The 15,791-nt window shown below is 31.4% G+C and carries 12 protein-coding genes; 5 read left to right on the top strand and 7 right to left on the bottom strand.

What is annotated here, in order from left to right; all coding sequences use genetic code 11:
* Positions 1-23: 23 nt before the first annotated feature.
* From FNW38_RS09630 to tsaD, 5 genes are all read right to left on the bottom strand, one after another.
* Positions 24-974 (bottom strand): zinc metalloprotease, encoded by a 951-nt coding sequence (locus tag FNW38_RS09630; protein ID WP_143387825.1) that lies wholly within the window; start codon positions 972-974, stop codon positions 24-26.
* Between the two features lie 151 nt (positions 975-1,125).
* Positions 1,126-1,626, bottom strand: coding sequence for a TrmH family RNA methyltransferase (locus FNW38_RS09635; RefSeq protein ID WP_143387826.1), 501 nt, complete (start codon positions 1,624-1,626; stop codon positions 1,126-1,128).
* Positions 1,627-1,635: 9 nt separating this feature from the next.
* Complete coding sequence (locus tag FNW38_RS09640) at positions 1,636-2,274, bottom strand: DUF4159 domain-containing protein (protein WP_143387827.1); 639 nt, start codon at positions 2,272-2,274, stop codon at positions 1,636-1,638.
* A 25-nt stretch (positions 2,275-2,299) separates the two neighbouring features.
* Positions 2,300-3,007, bottom strand: a complete 708-nt coding sequence (locus FNW38_RS09645) for a 16S rRNA (uracil(1498)-N(3))-methyltransferase (protein ID WP_143387828.1) — start codon at positions 3,005-3,007, stop codon at positions 2,300-2,302.
* Between the two features lie 3 nt (positions 3,008-3,010).
* Entirely contained in the window at positions 3,011-4,033 is a 1,023-nt protein-coding gene (gene tsaD / locus FNW38_RS09650; protein WP_143387829.1) for a tRNA (adenosine(37)-N6)-threonylcarbamoyltransferase complex transferase subunit TsaD, read from the bottom strand.
* A 211-nt stretch (positions 4,034-4,244) separates the two neighbouring features.
* On the opposite strand from tsaD, the gene FNW38_RS09655 reads away from it, so the two are divergent.
* The 5 genes from FNW38_RS09655 to FNW38_RS09675 all read left to right on the top strand — a co-directional run bounded on the left by FNW38_RS09655 (position 4,245) and on the right by FNW38_RS09675 (position 12,469).
* Positions 4,245-8,672: a translocation/assembly module TamB domain-containing protein gene (locus FNW38_RS09655; protein WP_143387859.1), complete on the top strand. Its 4,428-nt coding sequence runs from the start codon at positions 4,245-4,247 to the stop codon at positions 8,670-8,672.
* 373 nt (positions 8,673-9,045) lie between these two features.
* Positions 9,046-10,032: a 6-phosphofructokinase gene (gene pfkA / locus FNW38_RS09660; protein ID WP_143387830.1), complete on the top strand. Its 987-nt coding sequence runs from the start codon at positions 9,046-9,048 to the stop codon at positions 10,030-10,032.
* 66 nt (positions 10,033-10,098) lie between these two features.
* Positions 10,099-11,103: a type I glyceraldehyde-3-phosphate dehydrogenase gene (gap, locus tag FNW38_RS09665; RefSeq protein WP_143387831.1), complete on the top strand. Its 1,005-nt coding sequence runs from the start codon at positions 10,099-10,101 to the stop codon at positions 11,101-11,103.
* A 134-nt stretch (positions 11,104-11,237) separates the two neighbouring features.
* Entirely contained in the window at positions 11,238-12,089 is an 852-nt protein-coding gene (locus FNW38_RS09670; RefSeq protein ID WP_143387832.1) for an N-acetylglucosamine kinase, read from the top strand.
* A 5-nt stretch (positions 12,090-12,094) separates the two neighbouring features.
* On the top strand, positions 12,095-12,469 hold the full coding sequence (locus FNW38_RS09675; protein WP_143387833.1) for a methylglyoxal synthase: 375 nt from the start codon (positions 12,095-12,097) through the stop codon (positions 12,467-12,469).
* Here FNW38_RS09675 and FNW38_RS09680 read toward each other — a convergent pair.
* Positions 12,450-12,830 (bottom strand): RidA family protein, encoded by a 381-nt coding sequence (locus FNW38_RS09680; protein WP_143387834.1) that lies wholly within the window; start codon positions 12,828-12,830, stop codon positions 12,450-12,452. The genes FNW38_RS09675 and FNW38_RS09680 overlap by 20 nt on opposite strands.
* 148 nt (positions 12,831-12,978) lie before the next feature.
* Entirely contained in the window at positions 12,979-15,723 is a 2,745-nt protein-coding gene (locus tag FNW38_RS09685; RefSeq protein WP_144066684.1) for a putative LPS assembly protein LptD, read from the bottom strand.
* Positions 15,724-15,791: the final 68 nt, after the last annotated feature.

Consider the following 15,791-nt stretch of genomic DNA (forward strand, 5'->3'; position numbering starts at 1 on the left):
TTGAATTCTAAAAACTAAAAAAATTATATTCCGAAACTCGCTCTAGCTCCACCTGAAACAAAGATAGCATCCATTCTTGATTTTTGTCCGTTAGAGAACATGTACATTCCTCTATCATCTGTGTAATCCATGTAGTTCATAGTCATTTCTACTGGAGTTCCAGTACAAGTGCTGTAATGAGGATAAGCAGGAACACCATAATTAGCGGTGTTGTGTGTAGGTGTGTCAGTAACTAAATCGCTTCCACAAGTTGCATCACCCCAGATATGACGTAAGTTCATCCAGTGACCCACTTCGTGAGTTGCAGTTCTTCCTAAATTGTAAGGATAGGCACCTGAACCTGATAATCCAAAATATTTTGAGTCAATTACAACTCCATCGGTAGCAGTACTTCCACCAGGAAATTGTGCGTAACCTAAAATTCCTCCACCGATAGTACATGCCCACATGTTTAATTTTGTGGTTGGTGAAGTAGGATCTAAACCTCCTTGTTTTGTTTTTTTCATAGCATCTCTGGTACCCCAAGATGTTTTAGTAGTAGATTTTCTGTTAATTGTTTCTAAAACAAAAGTGATACCCACATTTGCAGCAACTCCTGAGAATAGAGCTGGAACAGTATTGAAATCGGAGTTTGTTGCATTAAAATCTTGATTTAATACATCAATTTGAGATTGTATTTGAGCATCAGAAATATTTTCTGCAGCAGTTTTGTATAATACATTCACTACAACTGGAATTTCAACTTTACCGTTTACTAAACGACCAGTTAACATTGCTTTTTCTGTAAAAGCTTCAATTTGGTTCATTCTTAAAGCTAATGTAGGGTCAGCTTTTAATTGTGCTTCAAGTACTTCTTGAGAAGCACAACCTCGTTGCGCAACTGCATTGGTTGCAGAGTCAGTTGATTCTGTTTGGTCATTTTGACATGAGAAAAGCATCAAAAATGCTGTTGCAGTTAAAAGAATTTTTTTCATAATAATTTGGGGGTTTTGTTATAAAATATTGGTTTTTGTTAATAATGTTGCAATTTTATAACAAATTTTTCAATAAAAAAAATTTTATGAAAAAAATAAACAATTAACTATAACGTTGTAGTTGACGGCCTTTAAGAAGTTTTTTTATAAATTACTTTTTATTTGTAAGTTCATACAAGGCGATACTTGTAGCTTGTACGACATTCATGCTACTATTTTTCCCAAACATATTAATATGAACTGTCTGATTTGAGATAGTTAAAATTTCATTAGAAATGCCATTTATTTCGCTTCCTATTGCTAAAGCTATTTTTTTTGAGGGAGGAATATATACTTCTTTAAGTGGTTTACTGGTATTGGTGATTTCTAATGAGATAATTTCGTAATTATTTTCCAGTAAATAAGCAATTATATCTTTGGTATCCTCAATTACTAAATAAGGAATATGTAAATGTGTACTACGAGAGGTTTTGTTTATTTTTTTTAAATTCAATGGAATATTTTTTCCAATAAAAATGATATTTTCAACTCCAAATGCTTCACTAATTCTAAATAGTGAGCCGATATTCTGTTGGAAATAAATATTATCACATACTAATGTAATGGGAAATGTCTTTTTATCAAAAGGGATATCTTTATGTTCCAGTTGCACGGATTCAGATTAATTATTAAAGATATAATGGATAATATTAGCACCCATTTTTAGTGCTTTTTCGCGAACATCAATTGGATCATTATTTACTTCAGGGTCTTCCCAACCATCGCCTAAATCAGATTCGAAAGTGTAAAGAAGCACTAATTTATTTTCTATAAATATTCCAAAAGCTTGCGGCCGTTTGCCATCATGCTCATGTATTTTTGGTAATCCATTGGGGAAAAGATATGGTTTTTGAAAAATAGCATGATTGGAAGGAATTTCGACTAAATCATTATTTGGAAATATTTTCTTTATTTCCTTTCTAATGTATTGATCCATGCCATAATTATCGTCAATGTGAAGAAAACCTCCCGCCAGCAAATAATTTCTAAGATTGATTGCATCAGCATCACTAAAAACAACATTTCCGTGACCAGTCATATGAACGAATGGATAGGAAAGTAAATCCGGACTTCCTGGCTCTACAGTTCCGGGTTTGAGTTTTATTTTGGTATTGATATTTGCATTGCAATATTTGATTAAATTAGGTAATGAAGTAGGATTGGCATACCAATCACCGCCACCACTATATTTTAATAAAGCGATTTCCTGCGAAAATGAGGTAACAGAAATTAATAGCAATAAATAATATATTTTTTTCATAACTATAATTCAGAATCATTAATTCTTACTCTTCATTAACAAAAACTACGCTATGGCACGCTACAATTGCTGCAGTTTCTGTTCGCAATCTCGTATTGCCTAAAGACACCGGAATATAATTAGTATCAAGTGCCAATTCGATTTCTTTTTCTGTAAAATCGCCTTCAGGTCCTATTAGTAACGTAATGTTTTTACTTGGCTTTAAAACGGATTTTAATGTTTTTTTATTGGTTTCCTCACAATGAGCAATAAAATTTAAGCCTTCCTGTTTTTGCTTTACAAACTCTTTGAAAGATATCGCTTCATTCAATTTTGGTAGAAACAATTCATTCGATTGCTTCATTGCAGCCAATATAATTTTATCAAATCTTTCGTTATTAATAACTTTTCGTTCGGAACGATCACAAATAATTGGTGTGATTTCATGGATGCCAATTTCAGTGGCTTTTTCCAAAAACCATTCAAAACGATCATTCATTTTAGTAGGAGCAACGGCTAAATGCAAATGAAATTTTGAAGGTGCCGACTTTTCGAAAGAAATGATTTTCACGGTACATTTATTGTCAGAAGCTAAAGTGATTTCAGTTTTGAATAAATACCCTAAACCATTGGTAACATATAAAATATCACTATCTTTTTTACGTAATACTTTAATGATGTGTTTGCTTTCTTCTTTGTCAAAAGAAAAGTTTTCAGTGGTTTCGTTGATATTTGGATTATAAAATAATTGCATAATTTAGAATTGTATTCTTGCTTTAGAAACTACAGATGAAGTTTCAAAATTTCCAGTTAAAAATTTTTGGTAACCTACAATTCCAATCATTGCAGCATTATCCGTTGTGTACTCAAATTTAGGAACAAATGTTTTCCAGCCGTATTTGTTTTTGGCTTCCGCCAAAGCGTTTCTTATTCCTGAATTAGCCGAAACTCCTCCGCCAATTGCTATTTGTTTTATTCCTGTTTCCTTTACGGCTAATTTCAACTTATCCATCAGAATCTCAATAATTGTGTATTGAATTGAGGCACAAATATCATTTAGGTTTTCGTCAATAAAATTTGGATTCTCTAATTTTTTCTTTTGAATAAAATATAAAATAGCGGTTTTTAAACCTGAAAAACTAAAATCTAACCCAGGAACTTTTGGTTTTGTAAAAGCAAAAGCTTTAGGATTCCCTAATTGAGCGTATTTATCTATCAAAGGTCCACCAGGATAAGGAAGTCCAAGTATTTTTGCACTTTTGTCAAAAGCTTCTCCTACGGCATCATCAGTGGTTTCTCCTATAATTGTCATATCAAAGAAATCGTTCACTTTCACAATCTGGGTATGCCCGCCACTTATGGTCAACGCCAAAAAGGGAAAGGTAGGCTTTTCAAATCCTTCTTCATGAATAAAATGCGCTAAAATATGGGCATGCATATGATTCACGGCAATCAAAGGGATTTTCAGAGCTAATGCCAATGATTTGGCAAATGAACTTCCTACCAAAAGTGAGCCCATCAATCCCGGGCCTTGGGTAAAAGCAATTGCTGACAACTGTTCTTTTTGTATATTTGCTTTTTGAAGGGCCGCATCAATAACGGGAACTATATTTTGTTGGTGTGCTCGAGAGGCAAGTTCAGGAACTACACCGCCATATTGATTGTGAATCAGTTGATTAGCTACTATGTTTGACAATACTTTGTCCTTTTGTAAAACAGCTGCTGCAGTATCATCGCAAGAACTTTCGATAGCAAGAATAAAAACCTCGGGATTTTGCATAAAAAGGCACAAATTTTGAATTATATTTGACAATCCTATGTAAAAACGTTCTTTTTACATAAAAGCCAAAATTAAAGAATTTTTATTAAAGCTACTGTTGTTTCCAAAAGCAAAATAAAATTTTATAAAAAAATTAAACAAATAAATAAGTATCAAAAAGTTTAAAAAAATAGTATTTCGTTCTCTACTTGGACTTATCCTACTTTTATTGGTGCTTGGTATAGCACTTTCTACGCCTTATGTTCAAACAAAAATTGCTCAATATTTTGTTCGAAGTATAAATAAAGATTTTGGAACCCATATCGCTATTGATGGAGTTTCGGTATCTGTTTTTGGTGGTGTGAAATTCAAAAAAGTATTGATAAGTGACCATCATAAAGACACTCTTATTTATGCGGATAGAATAAAAACTACAATTTTGGAAGGAAAAAAAATGTTAGATGGTGATTTAATTTTTGATGATTTGGATTTGCATGGATTACTTTTTAATTTGAGAACTTATAAAAATGAAAAAGAATCCAACCTAGACAAATTTATCATTGCCTTTGAAACTGGTAAACCATCAACTAAGAAGTTTTTGCTGAAAGCGAATAAGCTGCAAATTTACGACGGACATTTTATTTTGACAGATGATAATCGGGAAAATCCAAAAGATCTCGATTTTACTAAACTTAACGCTTCTGTAACTGATTTTTTAATATTCGGACCAGATGTGACTACCAACATAAACAAGATGTCATTTTTAGACTTTCGCGGTTTGTATGTAAAAAATTTAAGCTCAAAATTCAGCTATTCCAAAAAAAATATAAAACTGGAAAAGCTTGATTTGTTAACAAAGGAATCAACATTAAATGGGACTGTCGTATTAAATTATAAAATTGAAGATTTCTCTAATTTTACGGATAAAGTACAGTTTGATATCAAATTGAATTCGGCTTCCATAGCTTCAAATGATATTCGCTATTTTTATAAAGAATTAGGTAAAAACCAACATTTCTATACTAAGACAAGTATTAAAGGAACTCTTAATGATTTGGAATTTAAAAACTTAGAATTAGTTGATGACAGAAAGACACAAATCAACGGTGATATCAATTTTAAAAATCTGTTTGCCAAAAAGGGTCAAAAATTCTCCATGTATGCTAAGTTTGATAAGTTAACCTCCAGCTACGAGAATTTGATAGTCATATTGCCCAATATTTTAGGAAATAAATTGCCTACCTCTTTAAAAAAATTAGGTAGATTTTCAGCTTCAGGAACTTCAAGTGTTTCAACCACTGCGGTTGAAGCTGATTTTTCTATGATCACCGCATTAGGAAAAGTAACTTCTAACTTAGAAATACAAAATATAGATGTAATTGATAAAGCTTCTTATATAGGTAATGTTGTTTTAGAAAATTTTGATGTCGGCACTTTATTCGAAAGAAAAGAACTTGGCAGGGTAACTTTGAATATTGATGTTGATGGAAAAGGGTTTAAACAAAAATATTTAGACACCGCTATTAAAGGTGATATCAGCAAAATAGATTATAATAATTATACCTACACAAATGTTGTTGTAAATGGTACTTTCAAATTGCCGAATTACAAAGGTCAGGTTTCTATAAATGACCCCAATTTGAGTATGACTTTTGACGGTTTATTAGATTTAAGTAAAAAAGACAGCCGATATGATTTTCATATTAATGTTGAAAATGCAGATTTATCTAAATTAAAGTTAGTAAAAGATTCCGTTTCTGTTTTTAAAGGTGATGTTGTGGTTCAGGCTTCAGGAAATACTATAGAAAATTTTCAGGGAAATGTTTACATCAATAAAACCTCTTATCAAAATGTAAAAGGAACTTATAATTTTGATGATTTTGCCATAAGTTCAACTTTTGATCAAAATAGAATACGAACCATAACCGTAAATTCTCCTGATATTGTTCAGGGTGAGATTGTAGGTAAATATGAATTCAGTCAGTTGAAAAACATAATTACTAATTCTTTGGGAAGTCTTTATACAAATTACAAACCAACTAAGGTAAAAAAAGGGCAGTTTCTTAAATTTGATTTTACTATTTATAATAAAATTATTGAAATATTTTATCCTCAAATTTCTATTGGATCAAATACCATAGTCAAAGGAAGTATAAACTCGGATAATCAAGAATTCAAACTCAATTTTAATTCGCCTAAAATCATTGCATCGGATAATACTTTTGATAATATCAGAATTTCAGTCGATAATAAAAACCCGCTTTATAATGCTTATATAGAGTTGGATAGTATAAAAACTAAATATTATAAAGTTCGAGATTTTAGTTTGATAAATGTAACTATGAAAGATACATTGTACTTTCGTTCTGAATTTAAAGGAGGTGCGAATGGGGAAGATTATTATAATTTAAATTTATATCATACCATAAATGCAGCCAATAAAAATGTTGTTGGAATTAGTAAATCTGAAGTTAAATTTAAGGATTATTTATGGTTTTTGAATGCAAAAGAGACGCCTGATAATCAAATAGTTTTTGATAAGGCATTTAAAAATTTTAATATTGATAATATCATATTGTCCCATGAAGACCAGGAAATTTCACTGATGGGGGACTTAAAAGATACTTCCTATAAAGATTTAAAACTGAGTTTTAAAGATGTTGATCTAAATAAAATTACACCTGATAACGACAAGTTTGTTTTTAAAGGAAATATAAATGGGGAAGTAAATTATAAGCAAGATAAAAATGTTTACCAGCCAACTTCTTCCATTGTAATTGATCATTTGAATGTAAATAATACGGATTTAGGTATTTTGAATTTTAATATCGAAGGAGACGAAAACTTCAGAAAATTTACAATAAATTCCAATATCGAAAATGAAAATTTAGAATCTTTTAATGCCAATGGAAGTTTTGAAATCGTAAATAAGGAAACAATTCTGGATTTAAAACTAAAATTCGAAAAATTCAATTTGGGAACATTGAGCTCACTGGGTGGTGAAGTTTTATCGAATATTAGAGGATCAGTATCAGGGAATTCGGTTATTCAAGGAAACCTTAAAAAGCCTGAAATTAATGGACGTCTTTTTGTTGATAATGCAGGAGTGACTGTTCCATATTTGAATGTGGATTATGAATTGAAAGACAAAACAATCATTGATTTGGCCGATGAAAAGTTTTTGTTTAGAAATAATATATTAACAGATACAAAATACGGAACCAAAGGAACTTTGAATGGAAGTGTCGAACATAATAATTTTTCTGATTGGAAATTAGATTTAACTATTAATTCGAAAAGACTTTTAGCTTTAGATACAAAAGACAGTGACGATGCCGCTTATTATGGTACCGCTTTTATTGATGGTACCGCAACGATAAAAGGACCGACAAATTCTTTATTTATTAAAGTTGATGCGAAATCAGAAAAAGGAACTGCTATAAAAATCCCAATTAATAATGCTGAAAGTGTAAGTGATAATAAATTTATTCATTTTGTGACCGTTAAAGAGAAGTATAATATCGAAAAAGGTATTTTTGAGAATACCAGAAATTATAATGGGCTTGAATTAGAGTTTGATTTTGATATTACACCAAATGCTGAAGTGGAAGTTATTTTAGATAGAAATACGGGGCACGGAATGAAAGGGAAAGGTTTCGGATCCTTATTATTTAAGATAAACACATTAGGCAAGTTCAATATGTGGGGCGATTTTCAGGCTTATGAAGGAACCTATAACTTTAAATACGGGGGATTTATTGATAAAAAGTTTGCTGTAAAAAAAGGAGGTTCAATTTCTTGGGAAGGGAATCCTATGAAAGCGCAATTAAACTTGGAGGCTGTCTATAAAACTACTGCAAATCCTGCGGTATTATTAGAAAATTCTTCCTTTAACACTAAAGTTCCTGTTGAAGTAATTATAGGTCTTCGTGGCGATTTAACAAGTCCTGAGCCTGATTTTAACATAGAATTTCCAACGGTTAGTAATGTTTTGAAATCAGAAATTCAATACAAGTTAAATGATAAGGATGTTAGGCAAACCCAGGCATTGTATTTATTGTCATCTGGTGGCTTTTTAAGTCCTGAAGGAGTAAATCAATCTGATTTTTCGGCAAGTTTATTTGAAACGGCAACAAGCTTATTAGGGGGGATAATTCAAACGGATAATGAAAAATTCAAAGTAGGGATTAATTTTGTTTCTGCAGATAAAAGAATAGGAAGAGAAACTGACGGAAGATTTGTGGCGACTATTTCATCAAAGATTAATGAAAGGATTACAATTAATGGTAAAGTTGGGGTTCCTTTTGGAGGAATAAATGAATCCGCAATTGTAGGCGATTTAGAGGTGCTTTATAGAGTTAATGAAGATGGAACCATGAATTTACGTCTTTTTAATAAAGAAAACGATATTAATTACATCGGTCAGGGAATAGGATATACGCAAGGTTTAGGGGTTTCTTATGAAGTAGATTTTGATACTTTTAAAGAACTGGTAAATAAAATATTTAAAAAACATAAACTCGAAATTCAGACTGAATCAGCAGCAGAAGATCAAGATTCTAATTTATCTCCGGATTATATTAATTTTTTGAAATCTAAAAAAACAACTAAAAAAAAACAAAAAGCAAATCAGGAAGCTGTAATTCCTAAAGAGGATTAATACTTTTTGTCTAATGTTTTAAATGCCTGAATTATAAAGAAGATATATAAGAACTACTTTATAAATACTTATATAATTATTTTGTAATTTTCTTGAATAAATTATGATAACGCTTTAACTAAAATATATTATTACTGATAGTTATAGCTACCTAAAACTAATCCCGATTTTGGGGATAAAAATCTTATTAATTGTTAATTATCAAATAATAATTGATTTTTTTTTAATTTTGTTAAATAAAATAGGTTTTATTTTGGTTTTTTAAAAACTTATTAACGAAAACGTTTGAATTTAGGGCGCTTTACTAATTTATAAAAAATGCAGCTTTAAAAGTGCTGAATGTTTGCTAATTTTACACTTTAATACTTAAATAATGCCAAAAACAATAAAAAAGGTTGGTGTTCTAACCTCGGGTGGAGATTCACCAGGAATGAATGCAGCAATACGCTCAGTTGTTCGAACATGTGCTTATCATAATATAGAATGCATAGGAATATACAGAGGGTATCAAGGAATGATTGAAGGTGACTTCAAAGAAATGGGCCCTCGTAGTGTAAACAACATTGTAAATAAAGGAGGGACGATTTTAAAATCGGCTCGTTCTACAGAATTCAGAACCCCTGAAGGCAGAAAGAGAGCACATGAACATCTTGTAAAAGCTGGGATTGATGCCTTAGTTGTAATAGGAGGTGACGGAACCTTTACAGGAGGTTTGATATTTAATAATGAATTTGACTTTCCAGTTATGGGAATTCCAGGTACTATTGATAATGATATTTTTGGTACAAGCCATACTTTGGGATATGATACCGCATTAAATACTGTAGTAGATGTAATTGATAAAATTAGGGATACTGCAAGTTCTCATAACCGTTTATTCTTTGTAGAGGTAATGGGAAGAGATGCCGGTCATATTGCTTTAAATGCAGGAATTGGAGCTGGAGCAGAGGAAATTCTAATCCCAGAAGAAGATTTAGGATTGGAAAGATTATTAGAATCATTACAAAAAAGTAAAGCTTCAGGAAAATCATCCAGTATAGTAGTTATCGCAGAAGGTGATAAAATTGGTAAAAACGTATTCGAATTAAAAGATTATGTTGAAGCTAATTTGCCTGAGTATGATGTGAGAGTTTCTGTTTTGGGTCATATGCAGCGTGGTGGTTCACCATCATGTTTTGATAGGGTTTTGGCCAGTAGATTAGGAGTGAAAGCTGTAGAATCATTATTGGAAGGGAAATCAAGTTATATGGTTGGTTTACAAAGTGATAAAGTTACCTTGACGCCATTAGAACAAGCTATAAAAGGAAAAACAGAAATTGATAGAGAGTTATTAAGAGTTTCAGATATAATGTCAACATAGAATTGGTTGAAGTTTAAAATTAGACTTTATATAAATAAAATAAATACAAACAAAAATTAAAATAAAATGTCAAAAGTAAAATTAGGAATAAATGGTTTTGGAAGAATTGGAAGAATTGTATTCAGAGAGTCTTTCAACAGAGATAATGTAGAAGTTGTAGCTATCAACGATTTATTAGAAGTGGATCATTTAGCTTACTTATTAAAATATGATTCAGTTCACGGTCGTTTCAATGGAACTGTTGAAGTAAAAGAAGGAAAACTTTATGTAAACGGAAAAAACATCCGTATTACGGCTGAAAGAAATCCTGCAGACTTAAAATGGAATGAAGTAGAGGTTGATGTTGTTGCTGAATGTACAGGTTTCTTTACAACTATTGAAACTGCAAACGAGCACATCAAAGGTGGTGCTAAAAAAGTAATTATTTCGGCTCCTTCTGCTGATGCTCCAATGTTTGTAATGGGAGTAAACCATGACAAAGCTTTGGCAACTGATACAGTTGTTTCAAATGCATCTTGTACTACAAACTGTTTGGCTCCATTAGCTAAAGTTATTAATGATAACTTTGGAATTGTTGAAGCTTTAATGACTACTGTTCACGCAACAACTTCAACTCAAATGACTACTGATGGTCCTTCTAGAAAAGACTGGAGAGGTGGACGTGCTGCTTCATGTAACATCATCCCATCTTCTACAGGTGCCGCTAAAGCAGTAGGGAAAGTTATTCCTTCATTGAACGGAAAATTAACAGGTATGTCAATGCGTGTTCCTACAACTGATGTTTCTGTAGTTGATTTAACTGTAAAAGTTGAAAAAGAAACTACTTACGAAGAAATTATGGCTGTATTGAAAAATGCTTCTGAAACTACAATGAAAGGTATCTTAGGATATACTGAAGATTTAGTTGTTTCTCAAGATTTCGTTTCTGATTCAAGAACATCTATCATTGATGCTAATGCTGGAATTGGATTGAACTCTACTTTCTTCAAAATCATCTCTTGGTATGATAATGAATATGGTTATTCTAGCAAATTGATTGATTTATCTGTACACATTGCAGGTTTAAAATAATTCTTTATATTTACAAATCCCGTTATAGTAATAGTAACGGGATTTTATTTTTTGTTCACTTTTTTTAATGTAAATTTTATACTGCACACATTTTAAATAAGTATAACATACACAAAACCAAAAAAACCAAAAAAATGAGATTATTAGTTGATAGTGGTTCTACCAAAGCCGATTGGATTGCGATAGACGATGCCGGAAAAGTATTGTTCACAACACAAACATTAGGGTTGAATCCAGAAATTTTAGATGGAGACGAAATTATCGAACGTTTAAATGATCGTTTTGATATTTTACAAAATAAAAAAGAAGCCACCCATTTATTTTTCTATGGTGCTGGTTGTGGAACCGAAAGAATGAAAATTTCACTTTCACAAATTTTTCAAAACTATTTTCCAAATGCAATTATTGTAGTGGAAGAAGATACTTATGCAGCTGTATATGCTACAACACCTAAAGGTGAAAAAGCGATTGTTAGTATTTTAGGAACCGGATCTAACTGTAGCTATTTTGATGGAAAAGAATTGCATCAAAAAGTACAATCATTGGGTTACATAGTTATGGATGATTGTAGCGGTAATGTTTTTGGAAAAGAATTAATCAGAAAGTATTATTTCAATAAAATGCCAAAAGAATTGGCATTAGAATTTGAAAAAGAGTACGATTTAGATCCAGACTACGTTAAAAGTAAATTATACAAAGAACCAAATCCAAATGCTTATTTAGCAACATTTGCCAAGTTCTTAATTCAACATAAAGAGACTGAGTTTTGTAGAAAAATAATATTCAAAGGAATGAAATCTTTTGTAAAAAATTATATTAAACAATATGATAATTGCAAAGAGGTTCCCGTTCACTTTGTAGGCTCAATTGCATTTTATTTGAAAGAAGAACTGCAAGAGACTTTTGATAAATATGAATTAAGATTAGGGAACGTATTGAGAAGACCAATTGATGGACTTATTGCGTATCATATAGCTAATAAATAATTTTTATGGAAATTGCAATTATTGCACATGATGGTAAAAAAGCTGACTTGGTTCAATTTTTGGAAAAAAACAAAGCTATTTTACAAGAAGAAAAAATACAGTTGATTGCAACTGGTACAACTGGGGGCAAAGCTGAAAATTCGGGTTTCAAAGTAGCTAAAATGCTTTCAGGTCCTTTAGGAGGTGATGCTCAAATTGCAGCCAGAGTTGCGGAAGGTAAAACTCAAATGGTTTTCTTTTTTAAAGATCCATTGTCAAGCCACCCTCATGAAGCTGATATCAATATGCTTATTCGTGTTTGTGACGTACATAATGTGCCATTGGCTACTAATGAGGCAACGGCACAATTACTGTTAAATGCTATAGCATTGCAATCATAGAAATTTCTACATTTACATTTTTTGGCAAACAAGCCACTTGAACCGTTTCACGAGCTGGAGCGGTTTTTTCGTTAAAATAAGAACCATATATAGTATTTATTTTTCCAAAATCATTCATATCCATTATGAATATTGTAGTTTTTACTACGCTTTCAAACGTCATTCCTGCAGCTTCTAAAACTGCTTTCATGTTTTGCATCACTTGTTCGGTTTCGGCTTCAATGGTAGCGGTAACTAATTCTCCAGTTGTTGGGTTTATTGCAATTTGACCAGATGTATAAAGCGTGTTTACTTTAAGAACAGCCTGATTGTATGGACCAATTGGTGCAGGAGCATTTTCGGTAAAAATTATCTTTTTCATAAAAATGGATGTATTAATTTATTGTTTGAATGGAATAATTATAAAATTATATGTATCAATTTTTTGTTTTAGTCTTCTTAAAATGGGTTCTATTAAATAGAATTAAAATTTTGAATATTTAGTTTGTTCAAGACTGGTTAACAGGTAATTATCTATTTGTGCTACTTCGTTTGTCGAATTTTATATCACTTAATACACCAGATTTTATACCAATGAAGAAACCCCAATTGGCATTTGTACCAAATGGTGTCCAATTGAAATCCATTCTCCAACTTAATAAATCTCTTTCGAAACGAAGTTGGGTGAATGTAACTCCTTTTTGTACAAAATCATAACCTGTTGATACACCTGCTTTCCATTTAGGAGTTATGTCTGCATTAGCAGAAATCATTATGGAATTTCCAATAATTTTTTTCTCTCTGTTGTTGTTTCCATAAGTGAGGGAATAGGCAAAAGTCATATCCCATGGCAGTTTTGAGCTGAAAAATTCTGAAATAACATCTTCACCTTCTCCATTTTCGTCAAATTGACTTTTTCTATTATCGCTTAAATCAGTATTTGTTCCAAATAAATCATCTTCCCTGCCACCATTTCTCTCACTTTGAACGTTTTTGTCTTTCTTGGTTTTATCTTTTTCTTTGCTCGAAATAGCATAATTTAAAGTCATATTAGCACTTGTCATTCTAAATAAACTTCCTCCATTATCTATATTGAAAACATTAATTCTGGTGCCTGAATTATCAATAGCATAAGGATCTAAAGTTGCACCAAAATTCACATTCATTTTGTTGGCAAAAAGTTGAGTTCCTCCACTGACTCTAACGGGTGAAAAAGCAAGAGAAGTTACCCCGTCAGCATTAAGATTATAACTAGTTGAAAGATTTAAATTATTAAGCAGCATTATTTTTTTTGGTTCAATCTTAGTACTGTCTTTATCAGTGACTTTAGCTTCAAAAGTATTGCTTAAATCAAAACCTAAATTATTTGAGTTTGATATACCTGGCGCTCCAAAAATTCCACCTTCAAATCGGGAGTATTGTTTTATCATAGTTCCAGTTGCATCTGAGGCATAGGTATCATAATATTTCTCAAAACTTGGAGTGTAACCATACGAAACCGATGGACGCATGACGTGTCGAATAGATTTTATTTTTTTATCGGCTCCAAAATTAAATGTCCCGTATATAGTAGTTCCTAAACTTGATGAAAAAGAGTAGGTTCTAAAAGCATCAAATCCATTTACAGTATTATCGACTACTTTGCTTTGGTCAGCATCATAACTTCTATTAATAGTTTTTGTGTACCAAACTTCTTTATAATTAAAAGATGATGAAGCACTAAAATATTTGAATAATTTAAAATTTGTACTTAACGGGATAGTGTGTTCAATACCCGTTTTCGTATCTCTAAACATTTGAGGTTTGAAGAATAAGGAATCGTTGGTTACAATGCTATTTTTACCGCTTAAATTATACTGTAGATTGATATTTTTAAAAAAACCTTTTTTGACACCATCTTTTCCAACAAAAGGATACAAACGATCCACACTTACTTGCAGTGTCGGTAAAGTCATATTGATTTCCTCGGTTTGTGTGTTTTGAGAATGTGTTGCAGTCAATGACATTCTAACCTGTGGAACTGAATTGAATGTTTTGCTGTAAGAGATGGATGAGCTTAATGTATTATTAAGATTTGAACCTATATTCGCCTGATTTATAGATTGCTTAAAATATTTACTGCTTCCAAGATTTACCGAAGCAGAAAAACTTGAGTTTGGATTCGATTTTGAATCTTTGGAATGCGACCATTGTATATTGTAAATTTTCTGTTTTGAATAATCAGGATAGCCTCTCTCACTGGTAATTAAATTTTCAAATCGTACATTCAAATTACCACGATATTTATAGCGTTCCGCATAACTCGATTCAAAACGCATTCCGTAACTACCATTAGTATAATAATCTCCTAAAACAGTTAAATCATAATTATCGCTAAGGGCAAAATAATATCCTCCATTTTGTAAAGAAAAACCTCTTGTATTAGAATCATTATAACTAGGTAAAATCAATCCGGAGACGCTAGTCTCTTTACTCATTGGAAAAAAAGCAAAAGGTAAAGCAACAGGAGTTGGCACATTGGCAATAACCATATAGGTTAAGCCGGTAACTACTTTTTTACCAGGAATAAATTTGACTTTATTGGTTTGGAAATAATATTCTGGATTATCCACATCTTTTGAAGTCGTGAACTTTGCTTTTTTGAGAAAATAGACTGAATCATTTTCTTTTTTAGTAACAGCTGCTTTTATTTTAAATTCTCCTTGATCCGATCTTGAATTCCAAATCAAAGCTTTTTTAGTTTTAAAATTGAAACGAATGGAATCTGGTTCTATGACATTGGTACCTTGTTTGAAATTTGGATATTGTGTGTATGCTCCTGTGGAGTCTTTTATTCGACCAGCATAGACTTCGTTTTTTTCATAGTCCATGACTATAATCCCTGATTTCAATTCAACATCTTGATAATAAAGTTCTGCTTTATCATATAAGGTGATGAGTTTTTTCTTTTGATCAATTTTGGCATAGTTTTCAGCCGTGTATTTTACTTTACCGTCAAGAAATGCTTTTTTAGGTTTTACGGTATCCTTTTTTATCGAATCTGTTTCTTTTTTTAAATCTGTAGTTGATTTTTCAGGATCCCCAGCAACAGTTTTGGTGTTATCTGTTTGTTTTTTAGTAGGTATAGCTGTTGTTTTTTTTGTTATATCTTGTGAATATAATTTAGCAGATCCTATTGTTAGGAAAATTGATAAAAAAACGATATTAAATAAGTTTGTATGCAAAGGTTTAAATGCTATTTTTGTAAAATTATGGCCTGTTTTTTGAGATGTCAAACTTACATATAATTTTTTGTCAAAAATAATCAAATAAAGAATTTATAACCTTGGTGTTTTAATTAAAA

The sequence above is a fragment of the Flavobacterium gawalongense genome (genome assembly GCF_007097265.1).
GTDB lineage: Bacteria > Bacteroidota > Bacteroidia > Flavobacteriales > Flavobacteriaceae > Flavobacterium > Flavobacterium gawalongense.

Bases quoted from the DNA above. Each gene is read 5' to 3' on its own strand.
- FNW38_RS09630 (WP_143387825.1), bottom strand. From the start codon at position 974: ATGAAAAAAATTCTTTTAACTGCAACAGCATTTTTGATGCTTTTCTCA.
- FNW38_RS09680 (WP_143387834.1), bottom strand. From the start codon at position 12,830: ATGAAAAAGATAATTTTTACCGAAAATGCTCCTGCACCAATTGGTCCA.
- FNW38_RS09645 (WP_143387828.1), bottom strand. From the start codon at position 3,007: ATGCAATTATTTTATAATCCAAATATCAACGAAACCACTGAAAACTTT.
- tsaD (WP_143387829.1), bottom strand. From the start codon at position 4,033: ATGCAAAATCCCGAGGTTTTTATTCTTGCTATCGAAAGTTCTTGCGAT.
- FNW38_RS09670 (WP_143387832.1), top strand. From the start codon at position 11,238: ATGAGATTATTAGTTGATAGTGGTTCTACCAAAGCCGATTGGATTGCG.
- FNW38_RS09640 (WP_143387827.1), bottom strand. From the start codon at position 2,274: ATGAAAAAAATATATTATTTATTGCTATTAATTTCTGTTACCTCATTT.
- gap (WP_143387831.1), top strand. From the start codon at position 10,099: ATGTCAAAAGTAAAATTAGGAATAAATGGTTTTGGAAGAATTGGAAGA.
- FNW38_RS09675 (WP_143387833.1), top strand. From the start codon at position 12,095: ATGGAAATTGCAATTATTGCACATGATGGTAAAAAAGCTGACTTGGTT.
- pfkA (WP_143387830.1), top strand. From the start codon at position 9,046: ATGCCAAAAACAATAAAAAAGGTTGGTGTTCTAACCTCGGGTGGAGAT.